18 protein-coding genes and 1 pseudogene are annotated in these 22,225 nt (G+C 45.1%); 3 read left to right on the forward strand and 16 right to left on the reverse strand.

Features of this window, described 5'->3' with window-relative positions:
• Window positions 1-44: 44 nt before the first annotated feature.
• From M3191_RS04190 to M3191_RS04200, 3 genes are read right to left on the reverse strand one after another with little or no spacing between them, the layout of a single operon-like run.
• The gene (locus M3191_RS04190; RefSeq protein WP_251698333.1) at window positions 45-1,310 is read right to left on the reverse strand and encodes a ribonuclease H-like domain-containing protein; all 1,266 of its coding nucleotides are present in this window, start codon (window positions 1,308-1,310) and stop codon (window positions 45-47) included.
• Entirely contained in the window at window positions 1,300-3,579 is a 2,280-nt protein-coding gene (locus tag M3191_RS04195; RefSeq protein WP_251698335.1) for a DEAD/DEAH box helicase, read from the reverse strand. The genes M3191_RS04190 and M3191_RS04195 overlap by 11 nt, the downstream gene beginning before the upstream one ends.
• Window positions 3,576-3,956: a YppE family protein gene (locus tag M3191_RS04200; protein ID WP_251698337.1), complete on the reverse strand. Its 381-nt coding sequence runs from the start codon at window positions 3,954-3,956 to the stop codon at window positions 3,576-3,578. The genes M3191_RS04195 and M3191_RS04200 overlap by 4 nt, the downstream gene beginning before the upstream one ends.
• Before the next feature lie 162 nt (window positions 3,957-4,118).
• On the opposite strand from M3191_RS04200, the gene recU reads away from it, so the two are divergent.
• From recU to M3191_RS04215, 3 genes and pseudogenes are all read left to right on the forward strand, one after another.
• Window positions 4,119-4,757, forward strand: a complete 639-nt coding sequence (gene recU / locus M3191_RS04205) for a Holliday junction resolvase RecU (protein ID WP_251698339.1) — start codon at window positions 4,119-4,121, stop codon at window positions 4,755-4,757.
• Window positions 4,754-7,423 (forward strand): penicillin-binding protein 1A, encoded by a 2,670-nt coding sequence (locus tag M3191_RS04210; protein WP_251698341.1) that lies wholly within the window; start codon window positions 4,754-4,756, stop codon window positions 7,421-7,423. Before recU ends, M3191_RS04210 begins: the two co-directional genes overlap by 4 nt.
• Before the next feature lie 477 nt (window positions 7,424-7,900).
• Window positions 7,901-8,077 (forward strand): annotated as a pseudogene (locus tag M3191_RS04215) (transposase); the annotation flags it as partial.
• Window positions 8,078-8,841: 764 nt separating this feature from the next.
• On the opposite strand, the gene M3191_RS04220 reads toward M3191_RS04215, so the two are convergent.
• From M3191_RS04220 to bshA, 13 genes are all read right to left on the reverse strand, one after another.
• Complete coding sequence (locus tag M3191_RS04220) at window positions 8,842-9,180, reverse strand: YpoC family protein (protein WP_251698350.1); 339 nt, start codon at window positions 9,178-9,180, stop codon at window positions 8,842-8,844.
• Complete coding sequence (gene nth, locus M3191_RS04225) at window positions 9,173-9,823, reverse strand: endonuclease III (RefSeq protein ID WP_251698352.1); 651 nt, start codon at window positions 9,821-9,823, stop codon at window positions 9,173-9,175. Before nth ends, M3191_RS04220 begins: the two co-directional genes overlap by 8 nt.
• A 10-nt stretch (window positions 9,824-9,833) precedes the next feature.
• Window positions 9,834-10,541, reverse strand: coding sequence for a DnaD domain-containing protein (locus M3191_RS04230; protein WP_251698354.1), 708 nt, complete (start codon window positions 10,539-10,541; stop codon window positions 9,834-9,836).
• A 34-nt stretch (window positions 10,542-10,575) separates the two neighbouring features.
• A complete protein-coding gene (gene asnS, locus M3191_RS04235) occupies window positions 10,576-11,871 on the reverse strand; it encodes an asparagine--tRNA ligase (protein WP_251698355.1) in 1,296 nt (431 codons plus the stop codon).
• 24 nt (window positions 11,872-11,895) lie between these two features.
• A complete protein-coding gene (locus M3191_RS04240; protein WP_251698357.1) occupies window positions 11,896-13,116 on the reverse strand; it encodes a pyridoxal phosphate-dependent aminotransferase in 1,221 nt (406 codons plus the stop codon).
• Window positions 13,117-13,140: 24 nt separating this feature from the next.
• Window positions 13,141-13,620 (reverse strand): DUF5590 domain-containing protein, encoded by a 480-nt coding sequence (locus M3191_RS04245; protein WP_251698359.1) that lies wholly within the window; start codon window positions 13,618-13,620, stop codon window positions 13,141-13,143.
• 67 nt (window positions 13,621-13,687) lie between these two features.
• Complete coding sequence (dinG, locus tag M3191_RS04250) at window positions 13,688-16,465, reverse strand: ATP-dependent DNA helicase DinG (RefSeq protein ID WP_251698361.1); 2,778 nt, start codon at window positions 16,463-16,465, stop codon at window positions 13,688-13,690.
• Window positions 16,466-16,602: 137 nt separating this feature from the next.
• Window positions 16,603-16,983, reverse strand: a complete 381-nt coding sequence (panD, locus tag M3191_RS04255; RefSeq protein ID WP_251698363.1) for an aspartate 1-decarboxylase — start codon at window positions 16,981-16,983, stop codon at window positions 16,603-16,605.
• Window positions 16,958-17,857, reverse strand: coding sequence for a pantoate--beta-alanine ligase (panC, locus tag M3191_RS04260; protein ID WP_251698365.1), 900 nt, complete (start codon window positions 17,855-17,857; stop codon window positions 16,958-16,960). The genes panD and panC overlap by 26 nt, the downstream gene beginning before the upstream one ends.
• A complete protein-coding gene (gene panB / locus M3191_RS04265) occupies window positions 17,847-18,692 on the reverse strand; it encodes a 3-methyl-2-oxobutanoate hydroxymethyltransferase (protein WP_251698367.1) in 846 nt (281 codons plus the stop codon). The genes panC and panB overlap by 11 nt, the downstream gene beginning before the upstream one ends.
• 239 nt (window positions 18,693-18,931) lie before the next feature.
• Entirely contained in the window at window positions 18,932-19,915 is a 984-nt protein-coding gene (locus tag M3191_RS04270) for a biotin--[acetyl-CoA-carboxylase] ligase (RefSeq protein WP_251698369.1), read from the reverse strand.
• Window positions 19,893-21,083 (reverse strand): CCA tRNA nucleotidyltransferase, encoded by a 1,191-nt coding sequence (locus M3191_RS04275; RefSeq protein ID WP_251698371.1) that lies wholly within the window; start codon window positions 21,081-21,083, stop codon window positions 19,893-19,895. The genes M3191_RS04270 and M3191_RS04275 overlap by 23 nt, the downstream gene beginning before the upstream one ends.
• On the reverse strand, window positions 21,080-22,213 hold the full coding sequence (gene bshA, locus M3191_RS04280; RefSeq protein ID WP_251698373.1) for an N-acetyl-alpha-D-glucosaminyl L-malate synthase BshA: 1,134 nt from the start codon (window positions 22,211-22,213) through the stop codon (window positions 21,080-21,082). The genes M3191_RS04275 and bshA overlap by 4 nt, the downstream gene beginning before the upstream one ends.
• Between the last annotated feature and the right edge of the window lie 12 nt (window positions 22,214-22,225).

The raw sequence follows: 22,225 nt of genomic DNA on the forward strand, positions 1-22,225 counted from the left end.
CAACTTTGTCTTTCTATTTCCGGTTGAGAGCAGTATTTTGTCGGTTACTGCGCTTCCCCGGGAAATAGCTTTCTATTCAATCTTATTTCCCTGTGCCTTAATCCATTTCCCATCCTCACTTTAAACCGTTCCGTCATGTCCTGCTCTTCATGTAAAGCATGGATTGCTTCCTTCGCATAATAAAGAGCCTTTTCCAGCTCCTTCAATTTATGTTCGAACAGCTTCGCTAATTCCTCAAGCGCGATGACTTTTTCCCTTCCCTTCAGACCGGCAGCTGCAGTTGCAAATGATTCAATCGCGTTTGCATGCAGTCCTTCCTTCTTCATGAGGAATCCGATATGGAAATGCGCCATAGGTTCTTCTGTACCGTATTCTGCAATGACATCCATAAGGACATCTTTGCTTCGGCTAAATGATTTTAGATCGGTATACCATTTACCGATATTCGTTTTTGCATTCGCGGAGGAAATCGCATCGCCATGCAATAGGAGGTCGGTTGAACGGATATATAAGGTGACGAGGGAAAGGATATCCCATTCATTATGAAGAAGGACTTTCATCAGCAATTCGGCTCGGCCATTTTTCACTGCATCCTGGTAGATGATTGGTGCCATATGGCCGGGAATATCGCCTTCCCGGAAGAAGCCGAGCTGTTCTTCCTCAACCGCGGTCAATTTGAACGTGTCCATTTCATTTTTCCAGATCCTTTTCGATCCATGGAGCAAATCAATTTCGGTATGCTTCAGCAACTGCGGCAACACATTTCTATTCATGGTCCATCTCGTTTGCACTTGTGGCATATCGAAGCTTTTTCCGTTATACATGACGATCGACATAGGCGTTTTCCAGAGGTCAGAAGCATAGAGGAATGCAGCTTCATGATCGGGGCCTGGCAGCACATATTGCGTCAATGTGAACGCTTCGTCTGTATATTCGATAAAGCCCATAAGGAAGATGAGCGTTCCGGCGCCTTTCAATCCGGTCGTCTCTGTATCGAAGAAGACGAGCGGCCTAGTGAAATCTGGAGCCAGAGGATGTATTTCCTGCGACTCGCGCCATCTTTCCACGGTGTTCAATAAACCTGAAAGTTTGTATTTCCCATGTTGATGATGCAGATCATAAACGACAGTTTTCTTGTACACAACACCGAATTCATTTTCCTCTTTCGTCAATCCTGCCGCGAGCCATCTTTTCTCATAAGGAGGCGGCGGAGGCGTTTCACGTTTCTGTGTTTGGGGCTTTTCGTCAGTTTTAGGAGCTTTCTTTTTAAGAAGTTTCTTCATTTCCATCATTTTTGCTTCATATGACATTTGTCTTGCCTCCAACGAGGGCTTGCAGAAGAGCGATGACGTCCTGTTTCACCCGGATTCCCTCTTCTTGTGCACCGATACAGACAGGGCATCCATTCTCGCAATGACATCCTCGCACATGGTCCGCAGCCTTTTTCAGTAATTCATCCCAACGGCCAAAGATCTTTTCGCTTAACCCGATGCCTCCCGGATAACTATCGTAAATGAAAACTGTCGGCTTCCCCGTGTGGATTGCCTTCACTTGTGGGATAACATGGATGTCTGACCGATCACAGCGGACAAACAACGGTATGAATGATTGGATTGCGTACGCCGCGCCTGTCAGCGCATCCGTCAAATCGGACTCTTTCCATCCTTCCGGGGTATCGAATGAATACCACGTGGATGAAGTATGCAACTCCTCTGCGGGCAGCGAGATTGGACCGGAACCGATATTATCATGTGTGTCGAAACGGATCTTCTTAAAAATCGTAGGAATCGCCAAAACAGCAATATCTCCGTACGCCACTTTCGCTTCTCCCAGTTGCTCGCTTTCATCTTCACTGATCACTTTCAATTCCACAGCTAAATTAGCATCCGTATAATAATCGACATCGACTTCTGTCACGTATGCCTTCTTTTCCTCCCAATCTAGCATTTCGACTTGGTATTGCTTTCCTTGATGCATATAGATCGCCTCTTCGTGCAACAAGGTCATTGCGCTGTAGCGGTCCATCTCACCGATTACGACGGTCCCTTTAGGAATCGTTTTATCGATAATGACGACATTTTCTTGGGAGGCGGAGCGTAGACTGACTTCACTTGCCGGGAACCGGTCTGTCATCCAATGCCATTTATCGGATGTTTTGACGAGCACCCCTTCACCTTCCAGAAAGGCGAGAAGTTCCTGAACTTCAAATTCCCCGTATGTTTCCGTCATCGTAAACGGCAATTCAAATGATGCACATTTCAAATGATCCATGAGGATAAGCATATTATCGGGATGGATCCTCGCTTCTTCCGGCGTTTGGCCAAGCAAGTATTCCGGATGCTGAATGATGTATTGGTCAAGTGCCATCGATTGCGCAACATAGATGATCAACGCATCATCCTGCCTCCTCCCTGCTCTGCCGGCCTGTTGGTAGGCGCTCGCAATGTTTCCCGGGTAGCCGGTCATGATGCATGCTTGCAACTGCCCGATATCAATTCCGAGCTCGAGCGCATTCGTACTTACGACTGTCTTGATATCTCCGTCGCGCAGCCTTTTTTCAATTTTTCTGCGCTCAGATGGCAAATAGCCGCCACGGTACCCCATGATCGTCTGATCAAACAGTTTTTTCTTCGTCAATTCCTTCATATACGTGACAAGCATTTCAACGCGCACCCGGCTCTTTGCGAAGATGATCGTCTGGACACCTTCCCTGTACAAAAACGATGCAATATCACGAACTTCTAGGATGGCACTTCGCCGGATGCCGAATGTTTTATGGACGATCGGAGGGTTGTAGAAGATGAAATGCTTAACGCCAGAAGGTGCGCCATTTTTGGATATGAGCCGCATCGGCGTATTGGTCAATGCCTCGGCAAGCTCTTTCGGATTGGCAATAGTCGCCGATGTGCAGATGAACGTCGGGTTGCATCCGTAATAATTGCAAATGCGTTTCAATCTTCTCAATACATGTGCGACATGGCTCCCGAATACCCCTTTATACGTATGCAATTCATCTATGATGATATATTTCAAATTTTCGAAAAGGGACACCCACTTTGTATGGTGTGGCAAAATGCCAGAGTGCAGCATATCGGGGTTCGTCAAAACAATATGGCCCGACTTCCGAACTTTAGTTCGTAATCCAGGCGCTGTATCCCCGTCATACGTGTAACTAAGGATCGTCTCTCCGCTCGCCTCAATCAATTCATGCAAATCCGCTAACTGGTCTTGTGCAAGCGCCTTTGTCGGAAACAGATAAAGCGCACGGGACGAATCATCCTCCAAAATGCTTTGCAAGACTGGCAGATGATAGCATAGTGATTTCCCTGAAGCAGTCGGCGTCACAGCAGTTATCGAATCACCTGACGTCGCAATATCGAACGCTTCGCGCTGATGACTGTATAGGCGCTCTATCCCTTTCTGAGCTAACGCTTTCACAATGGAAGGATGAAGCTGTTTTGGAAATGCAGCGTATTCTGCAAGTTTCCCATCAATCTTTTCATAGTGGCGAACATTGGACGATAATTCAGGGTCGGATAAGAAGTGTTCGACCGTTTCACGGACGCTTGTCTTCTTCATCCTTGCTCACTCCCTTTTTGTTGCAATTCATCTAAGACCGTTCTTAATGTGTACGTCGCTGAATTAATGGAAAGGACAAAACGTTTCTTTCCGGTCTTCGCATAAAAAGATTGAACGATGAATTGCTTCATTGATTCATTCAACGATTCAATTTGATGAAGATGAATGTATTTCGGTCTCTCTTCCCGAATCAACGCTCTGATTTCCTCGGTCCATTCGTCCAACAATCTATGGTTTGTATCTGCATATGGTTTTACTTCTGTAAAAAAGTCAGGCTCCCGATCCAATTCCCGCATCGCTGGGAGTCTTTCCAAGCACTCTTCACAAACAGAAAGGAGCCGTTCCGTTTTTTCTAATAAAGTTAACAAGTGAACCATCCTCTCCAAAGTCTTTCCTATAGTCTATCAAAACTTCGTGGGGACACCAAACCTAAACGAACGTGTATTCTTTGAAACCTGCAGAACAATACTTTTGCGGAACTTTTAGAACGATAATCCGTCCAATCATTATGGTATGATAGGAAATGCGAGGTGGTAGGAATGACAATTCGATATCCGAACGGGAAAAAATATATTCCGGTACAACGCTCTGCCCGAGTGGATAATAAAAATCTATCGTTCAGCAACCGGGGAAAAACCTTAGAGGACGAGTTGAACGAAACGAATGAATATTATTTAGCCAACAATAAAGCCGTCATCCATAAGAAGCCGGTCCCTATCCAAATTGTACACGTTAAATATCCTGCCAGAAGCGCGGCTGTCATTACCGAAGCATATTTCAGATCTCCATCCACTACAGACTTTAATGGAGTTTGGAATGGGAAATATATTGATTTTGAAGCGAAGGAGACAAAGAGTACGTCCTCTTTTCCATTGCAAAATATCCATGAGCATCAGGTCGAGCATATGAAAAGAGTGACCGAGCAAGCAGGCATCGCGTTTTTGTTAGTGAAATTCACCGTTCTCGACCGCTATTTTATCGTCCCGTACGAGTACTTCGAAAAAAAGTGGGAAAGAATGATAGCAGGAGGAAGGAAATCTATTACACTCTCCGAAATGGAAGATATATCCATAGAAATACATGCAGGTTTTAACCCACGGCTAGACTATTTGTCTGCTATGGATTCACTTTTGCAGAAACCTGGAACAGAAACAATTGAAAGGCAGGAAAACTTATGAGTGATCAAACAAAATCTCGATCAGCCAGACGTCGGCAGATGGAAGCGGAAAAAAGGCGCGGGAAGAATAATAAGAAGAAAAACGGCAGCAATCTAGTAAAGAAAATCATTCTCAGCATCGTTGCACTTGGTGTAGCGGTTCTAATCGGTGGAGCTGGATTATTCGCATTTTACGCAAGCAGCGCACCGGATCTTGATGAAAATCTATTGAAAGATCCGCTCACATCCGATATTGCCGACCGCAATGGAAATGTGTTCATGAAATTCGGAGCAGAAAAGCGGGAGTTCGTTCCGTACAAAGATATACCGAAAGAGATGGAAGATGCCGTCCTCGCTACCGAGGACATCCGTTTCTACAAGCACCATGGAATGGATTTCTGGAGGCTGGGCGGTGCAGTGCTTGCCAACTTCCGAAGCGGCTTCGGGTCACAAGGAGCATCGACGCTAACTCAGCAAGTCATTAAGAACTCTTTTCTATCACATGAAAAGACATTAAAGCGTAAAGCACAGGAAGCATGGCTCGCCTTCAAGCTTGAACAGGAGTATTCAAAAGAACAGATTTTTGAAATGTATTTCAATAAAATCCTGATGTCGGGCAACATTTATGGAATTGGTACAGCTGCAAAAGATTTCTACGGAAAAGATCTGAATGAGCTTGAATTGCATGAAATGGCGTTGCTGGCGGGGATGCCTCAATCCCCCAACCGCTATAATCCGTTCAAGAATCCCGAGCGGGCTGAAAAGCGCCGGAATACTGTACTCAGCCTTATGTACAAACACGGAAAAATCTCGAAGGATGAGATGGAGAAGGCAAAAGCCATTCCTGTCACGGAAACACTCCTTCCTGAGGATCAACGCCAACAAAATAAGGATTCAAAGTATCTTGCATATGTTGACATCGTATTAGATGAATTGGAAGCAGCCGGAATGATGGATATTCTCTCAGAAGGGGTAACCATTCAGACGGCCCTTGACCCGTCGGCGCAACGATCTGTAGAAAAGGCGATCAATTCGCCTATCTATGAGTCGGATGAGATGCAGGCAGGTATGACCGTTTTGAATACGAAGACGGGAGAAATCGTCGCAATCGGCGGTGGACGGAACTTTACCGGGCGCAATTTAAACTTCGCCTCCGGTGATAACCCAAGGCAACCCGGCTCGGTTATCAAGCCGATCTTGTCGTACGGCCCAATCATTGAAAACGAAAACTGGTCCACTGCCCAAATCGTTAAAGACGAACCATATAAATACAAAGGCACCGACATATCGATTCGAAATGTAGATGGGAAATACATGGGACCGATTACTGCGAGGGAAGCATTATACCGTTCAAGAAATATTCCAGCCATCAAAGTGTTTGAGGAAGTCGGAACGAAACGAGCTCGTGAATTTGCAGGCAAGCTTGGTCTGAAATACGATGATATGACTTCCACGCTTGCTATCGGCGGAGGAGAATATGAATTTTCGACAATTCAAATGGCAGGTGCTTATGCCCCGTTCGGCAACGGCGGAATTTATACAAAGCCCCACGCAGTCAAGGAAATCATTTTCCGTAATGGCTCCAAGCGTAACTTGGCACCGGACCCTGTCACTGTCATGAAAGATTCAACCGCCTATATGGTGACTGATATTTTACGGGATGTCATCACCTATGGAACCGGAAAGACGGCTAACGTCTCTGGATTGGATATGGCCGGTAAGACAGGGACGACGAACTATGATGCTGCAACAATGAAGAAATACGGAATGAAAAACACTGACGTACCAGATAGCTGGTTCACCGGTTATACTACGGAGTACACGATTTCCGTTTGGGGCGGTTACAAAAATCGTAATACACCCATTTCAACATACGATCGAGGCCGCTATGTCCCGCAAATCCTTTTCAGGAATGTAATGACTGATCTCGTGTCAGGAAAAACTACACCGAGGTTCAAGCAGCCAAGTTCTGTTGAAGAAGCGGTCATTGTCAAGGGATCTAATCCCCCAATTCTTGCAAGCAATTCGACACCGGATGCTTTGAAGAGTACAGAGCTGTTCGTTAGAGGAACGGTGCCGACTGAAATGGATGAAGAGGTAATTACTGAACTGGAAGCGCCAAGCGGCTTGTCTGCGCAATATGTTGCAGAGTCGAACTCTGTCTCATTAAATTGGTCGTACGACAATCCAGATGCACTTATGCTTCCGGAACCAGTACAATTTAGCATCTCCGTTTCAGTAGATGGCAGTGAGCCGCAGCACATGACGACGACTTCGGTAAATGATGTAACATTCTCCGGAGTTGAACTGGGCCGCACATACACCTTCTATGTCAAAGCGATTTCAGGGGAAATTGAAAGCAGTCCAGTTTCCACTTCCCTTCTAATAGAGGGACAGAATGACGAGGACCCTTCGATAGATGACGGAGAAGATGATGAAACCAACAGCGAAAACAATGGCCAAAATAATAACGGCAATAACGGCAACAATGGAAACAACAATGGAAGTGGTAACAATGGAAATAACGGTAATAACAACGGAAACAATGGCAACGGCAACAATGAAAACGATGGAGACGCTGACAATACGACCGACGGTTCCGGCTCATCGGGTGATGCGACAACCGATCCAGGAACGGGCGGAAATGATGGCTCCGGCGACGGAACCGATGATGGCAGTGGAGGATAACTAAAAAAAGCCTGAAGTGATGGAAATCATCACTTCAGGCTTTTTTATTGGTTGTACAAAAAATGACGTTGGTAAAAGAAAATCTCCATCTCTATAAAAGGAGATGAGGAGGATTTTCACTAACGTCATTTTTTATATAAATACTGGATAAGGTAATCCTACAATCCGCTGGTTTCAGTTCCAAGCGGACGCTTTCCGCGGGCACGGCTTCAGCCGCTTCCCTCGCTACGCTCAGTCCAGGGTCTTCAGCTCGCGCTGTTCCCGCTGGAGTCGCCGCTTTCCACTTCAACCAGCTGAAGAGTCTAGGTAAAATAAAATCCTTTTATATAAATAGAAAACAAGTGAGATTCCCTGTAGAATAAAAGTCGACCAAAACCATGTCCAGGAGGAAATTCAATTGTCATGTTCCAAAAGTATTAAATCTATGCTTGATATTCAAGACCAAAACATTAATTTTAACGGGGATTGTGTAATTGAAGGAACCTATTTTCACGGGCTAAAATTATCATTGACCGATTTCATCTGGTTCAGTTAATTAATCGATCTATAAATAATTGTCGTATTCAGGTCATGAACCAACTTCGAACGTCCAATGGGGATGATATTATGAAGAAATATTGTCGTCTAAAGCGTTACTGGAAGCTACTATTAAAAAATACGAACAGATCTATCCAGCATAAAATATAAGTATTCTCCGTTGTTTAGACTACGTAAAGGGCAAAGTATTGTAGGTGAGATGTTATAGTATAATCCTGCACTATAAGAGAAGAACTTTATTGAGGATTAATGGAATCTATGCCAATTAGGACATCAGAGCACTATCATCTTGTATTAAAAAACCTTTTCCATCTGCAATTTCAAATTATATGAGAACGAGATTAAATATATTGAGGAAATATCTTCTATTTATTAAAAAGTTTTATTTACCACTACAATAACGGAAGATTGAAGGGAACAGCAATAAGATCAAGGTATTGAATTGTGTACCCTATATATATACAAACTTCCAGAACTATAGATAACAAATTCTTATACACTTCAAGTTAAAACCATCGCTAAACAGCAGGAACCATTTTGACGCTGTAACATTTATGAGGATTTAACAGGCTTAGAAGTCTTTTGTCTATTTTTATGTAATTCACAATTGCAATACTAGTTGTTTGGAGTGTAAGATGGCGACTCCAGCGGGAACAGCGCGAGCTGAAGACCCCGCAGGAGCGTGCTTTTCGCGACGAGGAGGCTGAAGCCGTGCCCGCGGAAAGCGTCCATCTGGAACGGAAAACAACGGGTATATGGGGGACTATATGAAAAAGGACTATCCTGAGAAATCAGATTTACTGACTTCTTGGATAGCCTACAATAAATAAATTATGGTTGGCTACTATTCTTCGCCCAACGCCATTTGACAAAGAACCTTTCTATTTTATCATTGCCAATCGGCTAACCGCTTTTTTCATCGCCTCGGAATACAGGGCATCCAACTGCACGTATGCAAAATGCCCCGCTCTTTTCGTACGGATGTATTGCAATCGTTCTATTCCATTCAACGGTTCAATCAGTGACATATCAATTGAAGAAGATTCGGTGTTCATAAATAAACCTAGCATTTCCAAATAATTTCCGATTGCTATATCAATCAAGTTGGCAGCTTCGGGATTCTTTTGCTTATATGCTTCCTCGATTTTTTCTTTCATGTCCAGCCAATTGTTCCAACAAGAATATAGCAGTGCCTTCCTGTCCATTCCGGCCTTATGCAATGCCTTTCATCCGTTTCTTCCCTTCCCTGCATAAAGGAAGGAGCGGACATTCACCGCAAGCCGGATTTTGGGCTTTGCAGTGATATCGTCCAAAGAAAATGATCTGATGGTGTGTATCCGTCCATTTTTCCATAGGCGTCCATCGCATGATCTTTTCTTCCACCATGAGAGGTGAATCTTTCCAACGATTCATGCCAAGACGCTTGGCTACACGCTCAACATGTGTGTCAACTGCCAATGCCGGGATGCCGAACGCGTTGGAAACAACGACATTCGCCGTTTTCCTGCCGACGCCAGGGAAAGTCGTAAGCACATCCCTATCGCCCGGTACTTCACCATTAAACTTCTCGATCAGAATGGCACTCAACGCTTGAATGTTTTTTGCTTTATTCCGATAGAGGCCGATCGAGCGGATATCATTTTGAAGCTCCTCTATTTCTACCGCCAAATAATCTTCAGGTTTCTTATATTTTTTGAATAAATCCGCGGTAACGCGGTTCACAAGAACATCCGTACATTGAGCGGAGAGCAATGTGGCGACGAGTAGCTCAAAGGCATTTTCGTGTACCAGCTCACAATGAGCATCGGGAAACATTCTACCAAATTCTTCTAGACAGATTTCCCATTGTTTCTTCGTCAACATATTCCATCACCTATTCCCGTTCTTCCAACCAATTATAAAAAGGAACCTTTTTTACGACAGTTTCCCGATTTTGAACTGGACGTATCATTGCTGTCCTGAACGACCTGGATTGTTTCTCCACATCATTCAACGTTCTCACTCTTTTTTTCTTCCACTCGAACAGAATACGATCAATGTAGCGTAAACTGAGTTTTTGGGCCAGTACGGCTTCTTTCAGGGCTGCCTTTATTATCTGGACGGCATGTCCATCTTCATCCAGCCACATTGTAATCGTTTCGCATTCCATCGGAGATAAAAGACGGCCGAATTCCTGCTCGAACAACGTGAAGATTTCTCCTTCTTCCTCTTTGTCCTTCTTTTCTTCTACCACAGTCTTTTCTGTAACCACAATGTTTACAAGCCTGCTCCATAAGGGCTGCATCGAAAACTGCTCGTACAGCACTCCGTTTTCATCCTGTCCCTGCCGGATTTCCAACAATCCTCTTTGCATGAGACGTTGGAGGATTTCGGATACTTGGTTCTCAGTCAGATGCATGCGTGCTGCAAGGTCGGTTGGAGTAGGAAACTGCGAACCGCCTGCCTGGAACGCACACATATGCAAAAGTAGCATCGCATCGACATCTTTTATATCCAATGCTTTATAGTGCTGAAAAAAGAGCTGGGGAATAGTGACATTCCCCTGCTCAATCCAAATACGGAGCGGTTCTTCATCTATCATGCCGAACACCTCACTAGTATTAAATCTGCGTCAATTAAGGGTAAAGACGGTTCAACAGACGTGGGAACGGTATTGTTTCCCGAACGTGTTCTACGCCTGAAATCCACGCCACTGTCCGTTCCAATCCTAGACCGAAGCCGGAATGTGGAACCGCACCGTATTTGCTTAATTCCAAATACCATGCGTAGGCAGATTCATCCAAATTATGCTCTTTGATTCGTTGCTTCATCAATTCGTAATCATAAATACGTTCCGAACCTCCGATGATTTCTCCATAACCTTCCGGAGCGATCAAATCAGCACATAGAACGACATCGTCGCGATCTGGATGCGGCTGCATATAGAACGATTTAATATCCTTTGGATAATTGGTAATGAAGACTGGCATATCAAAGCTTTCGGCAATCGCAGTCTCATGCGGCGCACCAAAGTCATCGCCCCATTCAATGTCGTCAAAGCCTTTTTCATGAAGGAACGTAATTGCATCATCATAAGAGATCCTTGGGAACGGAGCCTGGATTTTTTCGAGTTTTGATAGATCCCTTCCAAGACGCTCAAGTTCCAATGGGCAGTTTTGCAATACGGACTGGACAATATGCGAAACATACTGCTCTTGGATTTCCAAGCTCTCCTCATGTTGGACGAATGCCATTTCAGGTTCAATCATCCAGAATTCAATCAAATGACGTCGTGTTTTCGACTTCTCTGCACGGAAAGTCGGTCCGAATGAAAATACTTTCCCGAGAGCCATCGCTGCAGCTTCCAGGTAAAGCTGTCCTGATTGTGATAAGTAAGCATCCTCATCGAAATATTTCGTATGGAAAAGTTCCGTCGTTCCTTCAGGCGAAGAGCCCGTCAAAATAGGCGGATCCACTTTTACAAATCCATTCAAATGGAAAAACTCATATGTGGAGCGGATAATTTCGTTACGAATCTTCATGATGGCATGCTGTTTGCGAGAGCGTAGCCATAAATGACGGTTATCCATCAAAAATTCAGTTCCGTGTTCCTTCGGAGTAATTGGATAATCAATTGCTTCATGAATGATTTCAATATCTTTCACTTGCAGTTCGACGCCGAATGAAGAACGTTCGTCCTCTGTCACTTCCGCTGTTACATAAAGGGAAGACTCCTGATGGATGGATTTTGCTTTTGCGAAAACATCCTCACCTACAACTTCTTTGACGACTACCCCTTGTACAAAACCTGATCCATCGCGAAGTTGCAGAAATGCGATTTTACCGCTCGATCTTTTATTTGCTACCCATGCTCCGATCCGGACTGTTTCTCCTACGTGATCGGGCATTTCGTGAATCATGATTGTTTTCATAAGTACCTCCGTGAGTATGAACTATTATTCTTTCCAGTTTGCTTCAACATATGAACGGATTCGTTTTACCGCTTCCTCAAGCAGATCAATCGATGTCGCATAAGACAAGCGGATCGTTTCAGGGGAGCCGAAACCGGAGCCGGGTATGACAGCCACTTTCGCTTCCGTCAGAAGTGCTGATGCAAAGTCATCTACATTTGAGAAGCCTGTTTTTTTCATTGCTTCAGTAACTTCCGGCAACAGATAAAAAGCACCTTGAGGCTTGACGACTGTAAAGCCGGGAATAGCCGCCAACTGAGGGTAGATTCGTTCCAACCTCGATTCAAAATCCTTCCGCATGCTTTCCACTGCTTCCTGAGGACCATTATACGCTTCAATCGCAGCGTATTGGGAAGTCGTTGTCGGATTGGATGTCGAATGGCTGGCCAAGTTCGTCATTGCACTCACCACTTCTGCATCTCCCGCAATATATCCGATTCTCCACCCTGTCATTGAATGGGATTTAGATACTCCGTTAATGATGAATGTCCGCGCTTTCGCATCCGCCGATAGCTGAGCAATCGAAACATGCTTCTCGTTTCCATAGATCAACTTTTCATAGATTTCATCCGAAATGATCCATATATCCTTTTCTAGACAAACCTCTGCAATTTGGCGGAGTTCCTCTTGCGAATAGATCATGCCAGTCGGATTTCCTGGCGAGTTGATAATGACAGCTTTCGTTTTAGATGTAATAGCATTGCTGATCTGTTCTGCCGTCACCTTGAACTCGGACTCCGATGTAGCTTCAACGAAAACTGGAACACCTTCAGCCAGCTTCACTTGTTCGGGATAGCTCACCCAATAAGGTGTCGGGATGATCACTTCATCACCCGGATCTAATAAGACCTGGAACAATGTGTAAAGAACATGCTTGGCCCCGATGCCGATCATGATTTCCTGTCTTGAGTAATCCAACTGCTGATCCGTCTTCAGTTTGGCAATCACGGCATCCTTCAATGCAGGAAGGCCACCGGAAGGCGTATATTTTGTCTTGCCTTCTTTCATGGATTGATAAGCCGCTTCCAAAATGTTTACGGGAGTATTATAATCCGGCTCCCCCGCCCCTAGTCCGATGATGTCGATGCCCGACTCTTTCATCTCTTTCGCTTTTGCCGTAATGGCAAGGGTTGTGGATGGTGATAACGTACTTACTCTTGCTGCTAACTTCTTTGTCAATTGAATCTCTCCCTTTTGTCCCTTCATCTATCGAATGTAAATGGATCAATCCTAAAGATTTAAAATCCGTTTCCACCATTCTCCGTTCTCAAAAAAGACATATACATAATTCAATTTGCCATTTTCGCCTTTAAATGCGACTTCCCATACAGGATGGCCTTCCTCCAAGCCAAGCACTACGTGGAGGATCTTCTCCACTGGCAGCTCCGCCTTAACCGTTTCAATTGCGGCTTGTGCATCGATGCCATCTTTCAAAACTACTTCATCAAGGATTTCTCCTGTTTTTCCTTCAATGAAAACCGCTTTCTCATTGTCTTTGTCATCTTTGCCGAATACGGTCACCATCGAAACGGCGCCATTATAGATCGTAGTACGATCGACAGAACTCAAAGCACCGTACTTCAATGCATCTTCTTCCGCCTGTTCTTTGGCGTTTGAAAAAGGTGTATTGGCATTATAAAAAACGATGACAATAATGATAAGAGATAACGCCAGAAGGAAAGCTGCGATGAATTTGATCCAATTCATCATTCTTCTCACTTCCTATATACAAACTGCAAATTGGAAAGCTTTTCGCATTCCGCCTTCTACTGTATCCCTATTTATTATAACAATCTTCGAGCTCATTCACCATATGTTCCAATGACACTTTATGAACGGGAACAGACGGCAACGCATTCAAAAACCGCTTCCCATATGATTTAGTATCAATTCGTCTATCCAAAATGATGAAATAGCCCCTATCTCCAGACGAACGGATCAATCGTCCAAATCCCTGCCGGAACCTCAATATCGCTTCCGGCAATGACAAATCTGTGAATGGGTTGGATCCGCTCGCTGCAAGCCTGGCCGCCCTCGCTTTAAAGACGACCTCATCCGGGGATGAAAACGGAAGACGGACAATGATGACCGCAGACAATGCCTCACCCGGGACATCCACGCCTTCCCAAAAACTGTTTGTGCCGAATAGAATCGATTTCTCGAACTGACGGAACGATTTCAACAGTTTCATTCGGCTCCCTGAGCTCACTCCTTGCGCAATGAGAGCGTAATCTTTCAATAGTTCACTCTCCAAAATCAATTCGTACGTTTTCCGAAGCATGTCCTGCGAGGTGAACAGGACGAACAATCTTCCGCCGGTCGCGAACACTGTCTGGACGACTGCATCCGCCACGGCTTCAATATATTCGCTCTGGGACACATGCTGGATGGACGGCATATCATCGATGATGAATATCCCTGCGTTATCATAGAAATGTGCGGGAGCTTCAAATGTTAAGACGGGTACACTTTCAGCAATTCCTAGCTGCCTGGAAACAAAACGTTCATCCTGGTTGATTGTCATTGTTGCAGATGTCCATATGATTCCAATCTTTTCATCTTTAAGGCTTTGCATGAATTCCCTTGTAATCGCCGACCCTTCAACTGGGCTTTTGACGACAGTTAGACTACCAGGCAAACTACGTTTATCCTTCTCAATCCAAATGGTAAAATTCCTCTTTTCATCATCGAGGAATATTTCAACCCATTCTCCAGCCTTAATTTGCAATTCCCTTACCCAGTACTCCCATTCTGATAAGAATGCCTGCTCTTTCGGCGACATTTTATCTCTGTGCACTTCCAGACGGGAACTAATTATTTGTACATTCTCAATATATCCATTCATCTTTTCGGCCATTGTGGAAAAGAGGGAATCTTTCCCGACTAACTCCTCGAGACCAAAAACGACCCTGTTCCCTTGTTGACTTCCTTTCATCTGAGGGCGGTGGTTCGACAACAATGCAGCGACGTCATCAAAGACAGTTGTGAATTGTTCATAGGAGAGGGCTAGCTTTCCAAACACCTGATTTCCATAATTGCCAAATTTCCTATGAAGTTTCATCATCTGATGGAGAAGCTGGCCAACCGCGTCTGAGCCTAGCTGTCCCATGACATACTTCCAGTTCATATAGGAAAAGACCGTCTCATTGGAATTAGCAGCTGTATGAATAAATTGATGGGCTTCGTCGATGATCAGGCCGGAAAAGTCATGGAATATTTTTTGTTCACGATTGACATCCGATAGGAGCATCGAATGGTTCGTAATGATGAGGTTTGAATGGCTGCAAGCGTCCATCACCCTTTGATGATAGTCCGCCACTCTTTCATCTTCCCTCAGCCGATTATTCCGTTTACGGATCCGATCGACAAACAATTGTCCCCCGCCGGACACATTCAATTCATTAACGTCACCGGTTTCCGTATCTGTCAGCCAGACAAGAATCTGCATGATTGTAAACGTTTCGTCATACGATTCATCCGTAATCCTCAATAACTCTTCGAACTTTCCGAGCGAAATATACTGCTCTTTGCCCTTAAGGACAGTTGCAGTGCAATCGATGCCAAGAATCTTACGGATACGCTTCACTTCATCCTCCAAGATCTGATCAACAAGGTGGTTCGTGAACGTGCTGATCACCACAGGCTTCCCCGTTTGATAGGAACGGATCGCTGCAGGCAATAAATAGCCTACTGTCTTCCCGACGCCGGTAGGGACCTCGGCGACGATTTCAGAATGTGAAGATAATGTTTCCCAAATAGCATCCATGAAAGACAGTTGGGATTTCCGGTATTCAAAGGATGAGTAGCCTTTCTTCAATAATTCTATTTTTTCCTCATCTTTCGTTGGGTAAGCAAAACGAGCCGCCACGAAACCTGTAGGCTTTGGTACGTTACGGTAAGGAATCCCTCTGAATAGAGGTAGTTTTCCGCCGCTTACTGATGTACGGACATGCTTCAGCGCTTCATAGATGAGTGTCGAAATATCCGAGCGCAATGAGAATGATCGCCTATGCAATAAATTCAATGTTTCTTCCGGCAAGGTCCGCAGCTTGGACAATGCTGTCAATAACAAATTGGCAGTCGCTTTCGCATCATCATCCGCTCTATGTGCGGCAGGCAGCTCAATATCCAAATCCTCTGCCAGATCCTGCAAACGATAGCTTGAGGAGGATGGGAAAAGGATTTTGGATAACTCAACAGTATCAATTTTCTTTCCGGACCAACCGGCCACATTGCATCGTTTGAATTCACTTTGCAAAAATGACAGATCGAAATCGGTATTGTGAGCGACAAATACCGTCCCTTGCAACATATCGGATACTTCTTGCGCAATCTTTTCAAAGGAAGGGGCAGATAGCACTTCTTTATCCGTAATCGCGGTCAATTGTTGGATGAACGGAGGTATTTCACGTTCCGGATTGACAAATCGGGCATACTGACGCGTTATCGTTCCATTTTCAATGAATACGATTGCAATTTGTATGATCCTGTCCCCTCTTGAAGGGGAATGTCCAGTCGTCTCCAAGTCAACGACTGCATATGTACGATTATCCATTCAATCATCAACTTCCTGTAATGAATACTACAGCAGATTGTATCATATTCCGCGGTCCGATTGCGCATTTAGGTATCCATACAAGTAAAAAATGCCGATGAAGGAAAATTCCAATCCTTCACCGGCGTCTACTACCATCAGGCAATTACGCCCGGCACTTCTTTAATCACTTCTTTGATCCCATTCGTTTCATCCATGAGGAGGACGGTCGGTTGATGGGTGGTGGCCTCCTCATCTGTTACATAGACATATGAAATGATGATGACAATGTCACCTTTCTGGACCAATCTGGCTGCTGCGCCGTTGACGCAAATGACTCCGCTTCCGCGCTTGCCCGCAATAATATATGTTTCAAAACGCGCTCCATTATTATTGTTGACAATATGGACCTTCTCATTCGGAAGCATACCCGCCGCTTCCAACAAGTCGCTATCAATCGTAATGCTTCCAACATAATTCAAGTTTGCTTCTGTCACTGTTGCGCGATGCAATTTACTGTTCATCATCATTCGGAACATAGGTACCATCCTTTGTTGACATAATAATATTATCTATCAATCTAGTTGACGAAAACTTCACTGCGCAAGCTAAAATCACTTCCTGCGCCCCGACTGTTACAGGACCTAATCCAGGGTATGCCAGCATTTTCACATAATCAATCTTCCCTGAACTATTTGAAACGATGTATTCCGACACTTGCCGCTCAATAGCGCTCGGATCGGCTCCCTGCGCGGACAACTCTGCACCGATTTGTAATGCCCGATAGATCGCAGTCGCTTCCGAACGCTCTAGATATGTTAAGTTCACATTGCGCGAGCTTTTCGCCAAGCCGTCCTCTTCCCGTACAATCGGAACCCGCACGATAGCTGTCCGTACATTGAAGTCACGTACAAACGTTTCGATTATGGCCAGTTGTTGAGCATCTTTCATGCCGAAATAAGAACGGTCCGGATCGACAATATTGAACAGTTTCAAAACAACTTTGAGAACACCGTCAAAATGTCCGGGCCTTGAAGCTCCGCAAAGCTCATGCGCCTGCCTGCCCGGCAATATACGGATTCCGCCGTCAGTCGGATACATTTCTTCGACTGACGGAATAAAAACAATATCGACACCAGCTTCTTCTGCAAGCTGTATATCCCTTTCCCGATTACGCGGATAGGATTCAAAATCCTCACCGGGTCCGAACTGTGCCGGGTTGACAAAAATACTCATGACAACGATGTCGTTTTGTTCCTTTGCTTGCTTCACAAGAGATAGGTGCCCTGCATGCAAATAGCCCATTGTCGGGACAAAGCCGACTGTTGTATTTTTTCGTTCATTTCGGTTCAGTTTATTTTGGAGCTCTTCAATCGTTTCTATTACTTGGATGTCAGGACTATCAACGTACATCGTTCATTCCCCCGTATAATGCGACCAGTTCTTCTTCCTTCATAGCAAAACGATGTGCTTCAGAAGGAAATTCTCCCGTCTTGACGGCTGATGCATATTTCTTTAAACCATCGCGAATATCGCTTCCAATATCAGCGTACGCTTCGACAAATTTAGGGATATGATGATTTCCGTATTTAACCGTGTCATGGAAAACAAGCACTTGACCATCCGTCTCTGCGCCAGCACCTATCCCAATTGTAGGGATTGCGACCGCTTTCGAAACCTGCTCCGCCAATTGATAGGGAATGCACTCCAACACGATCATACAGGCGCCTGCCGCTTCACAAGCGATTGCGTCCTGAATAAGTTTTTCCGCTGCTTCCGCGGTCTTCCCTTGCACTTTGTAACCCCCAGCTACTGCAGCTGATTGAGGTAGGAGACCGAGATGTGCAACAACTGGAATCCCTGTTTCCGTCAAGAGATGGATGGCGTCGATCACCTTTCCCCCGCCTTCCAGTTTCAAAGCGTTTGCTCCCGTCTCTTGGAAGATGCGGACAGCGGCTTCCAGCGTCCTATCTTCTGAACCGTGGTAGGAAGCAAAAGGCATGTCAACGACGACGAAGGTGTCCTTAGCTCCCCTCCTGACCGCTTTTCCGTGATGAATCATATCATCGGTTGTAACGGAAGCAGTCGTTTCATAACCTAAAACGACCATGCCTAGCGAGTCGCCTACAAGGATTACATCAATGCCCGCCTCCTCCGCCAATTGTGCAGAAGGATGGTCGTACGCGGTCACCATGACGATTTTTTCCCCAGTCCGTTTCATTTTCGTGAAATCAGTAGTGCTTTTCATCCGTATCCTCTCCCTTTTCTGTTCAAAGTAGAGAAAACCGAAAATTAAAAATCCTTCCGACCTAAAAAAGGGCAGAAGGATTGTGTACTAACGATTTTTGGTTTCCTCCGTCCCTGTCTTTTACAAGATCAAGGCAGATCTTATTGGGTTTTCTGACAAGCATATAGCTCTGAAGGTGCAATTCCGGTTGATACTGCCCTTCGCCATAACTATAGCAAATCAAGAAAGATTTGTATAGTTCAATCTTTAATAAAGACATCTGCAGAATAGATGCCTCTGACTGTTCCATTGTCGAGCTGCAACTCTAATAGCCCTTCTTCTGAAATGCCTAAGGCGGTGCCTTCGACCGTTTCATTTAACATAACAGCTTGGATTCGCTTTCCTGCTATATTGGAATAGCCCTCCCAAAGCAATTTAATTGGTCCGAAGCCATGTTTCTCATACATTTTCGTATATGATTCAATAAAGAAAAGGATTTCGGCGATCAACTTTGCGCGATCGATGGGCTTTCCTCCGGCAATCTTCAAGGATGTGGCGATTTCTATCAGTTCTGATGGAAAATCATCTTCATCCTGATTGACGTTCATTCCGATTCCGAGAATAATCGCTTTCACGCGATCGGGCTCGGATTGAAGTTCAGTCAGTATGCCCGTCACCTTCCTGTTGTTGATTAATATATCGTTCGGCCATTTGATCGTCGCTTCAATGCCGGCGACATTTTCAATCGCTCTAACAATTGCGACGGCAGCCACAAGTGTCATTTGCGGAGCCTGCTGGGGCATGAGGGAAGGCCTGATGATCAAACTCATCCAAATCCCTTTTTGGGCTGCTGAATCCCAAGGACGGGACAGTCTCCCCTTGCCGGCAGTCTGTTCCTCTGAAACGATGAGGGTACCATCGGGGACATCAGCTTGTGCAGCATCATGCGCTAGTATTTGGGTCGATCCGCAACTGACATGATAATCGATTTTTCTGCCATAGGTTGCTGTCTGTAAATACTTTTTGATATTTGCGGCATTCACGAGATCCGGTGAAGCGATAAGCACATACCCTTTTTTACGGATGGATGCGATTTCATAGCCTTCCTCTTCAAACTCTCTAATATATTTCCAAATCGCCGTTCTGGACAACCCGAATTCATCCGCAAACTCCTGTCCAGAAATCGGATTTCCTTGAGCTTCAAAAAGTCTTTTCAACAATTCACTCTTGATGTTCGTATTCACTTAGAAACCATTCCTTTATCTTTTCCGCATCGTTCGGATAAATTTGATGGAGCACCGAATGTTCGATTTTTCGCATCCATTCGCCAACCCATCTGCCGCCTCTTTTGCTTGCCCACTCCATCAGATCTTTCCCGTCGACTTGAAGGTCATCTTTGGAATGGATCGGGAGGCTTTCTTTCATTTGATTCATTTCCAAGATTGAAATTCCGGGTTCTGCCGGATAAATGGATTGCCAAACTTTTTCAGTTGCAATCAACACGTCCAATGTAAAGCGGTAATAATCATCAATCGTGAATCGACTTGACTGCCTCCTAGCAAACGCATTTTGGACGTCTGCCAGAAAATCCTTCTCACGATTGGAAAGTTTATATGCCCGAGCAATCTCTCCAGCCGAAAAATGACCAGCCAACATCAATGCGGACCAGCCTTGCTCCGCTGTTGAATATGGGGCGCAGTTGGATAACAGACAATCATCATCCGGAAAGAGGGGTAAATGCTCCGATAGGCGGGTATCCGCTATCATTTCAAGTGCCTTGCCTGAATCCGCACCCTTCCATAACTTATCCATCTCCACTTTGATCCGTTCGACGGAAACATGAACGATACTAGCGGCATTTTCTTCAATTGCCTGTAAAGTATGTTCCTCGATTGCAAACCCTAAAACAGAAGCAAAACGGACCGCGCGGATCATGCGCAGAGCATCCTCATGAAATCTGTCTGCTGCGTCGCCGACTGCCCGGATTCGACGGCTCTGAAGATCCTTGATGCCGCCGAAAGGATCAATCAGTTTACCTGTAAGCGTCAATGCCAAAGCATTCATAGTAAAATCCCGGCGCTGCAAATCCTCATTCAAGGACCTGACGAATTTCACTTCATCAGGTCGTCTATGATCCGTATATGTACTTTCCGTACGGTACGTCGTCACTTCGATCGGTTCGTCATCCAAAAGCACGAGTACTGTGCCATGGGCAATTCCCACATCAATTGTGTGGGGGAAAACCCGCTTCACTTCTTCAGGAGTCGCAGACGTGGCAATATCGAAATCGGACGCCTCCTTGCCAAGCAAATGGTCCCGGACCGCTCCACCTACAAATACCGCTTCGAATCCCGCATCCTCCAATTGACGGACGACTTTCCGACTTGTCGCTGTTCCAAATTCCGATGTCATGTTATACCCGCCACTCTGTAGTACAGCTCTTCATATTCGAGAACAATGGAGGCAGAATTGAATTTATCGCGGACTGTCCTAAATGCACTTTCGCGGAAGCTTTCGTGCATGATTGGATCTTCGAGGAGCAGCTTCGCTTTCATTGCCGCAGCTTCCACGTCTCCCAACTCGATAAGGAATCCATTCGCCCCATCTTCGATCACTTCGGGAATTCCGCCAATATTTGTTGCAATCGCAGGCACGCCGCAAGCAAATCCTTCCAGAAGCACAAGACCGAACGCCTCTTTTTCAGATAAAAGGAACATGACATCGCTAATTGCTAGAAGTTCCGGTAAGTCATCCCGTTTCCCTGTGAAGATGATATCTTTTTCCAATCCTTCTTTTCTTGCCTTCTCCATCATTTCAAGCTTTTCTGGACCCGTGCCTACCAATACTAATTTTGCATTAATGTCCTTTCGGATAAGCTTGAAACTGTCAATAATATCCCCTATCCTTTTGACACTGCGGAAGTTTGAAATATGGATGATGACCTTTTCATCATCCCGGATTCCCATATCGCTCTTCAATGAACCTGGATCGACCGGCCGGTATTTCTCTTCATCGATGAAATTATAGATTGTCAGAATTTCATTTTGAGGCTCGATTAATGAAAGCGTATCCTGCCGCAGTGATTCAGAAACTGCTGTAGTCATATCAGATTTGTCGATTCCGTAACGGACCGTGTTTTTCAAAGCAGGATCATGACCTAGAATTGTCACGTCCGTTCCATGCAATGTCGTAATGACGCCAATGTCGGAATTCGCCATATCCTTGCCGAGAGCTGCTGAAATGGCATGCGGCACTGCATAATGGACGTGCAAAAGATCAAGTCCTTCCTCTTCGATCACCCGTGCAATCCGATTCGCTAGTGCGATATCGTAAGGCGGATATTTGAAAACGGCATAACCGTCAATCTTCACTTCGTGGAAATAAATATTGGGTTGGATATCCGGGACACGGAAAGGCCGACTTGAAGTGATGAAATGCATTTCATGTCCCCTTTCCGCCATTTTCAATCCGAGCTCTGTCGCTACAACACCGGACCCCCCCACTGTTGGATAACATATTATACCGACTTTCAATTTCTTCATATACTGCACCTC

It is taken from the genome of Sporosarcina luteola (assembly GCF_023715535.1).
Taxonomy (GTDB): Bacteria; Bacillota; Bacilli; order Bacillales_A; family Planococcaceae; genus Sporosarcina; species Sporosarcina luteola_B.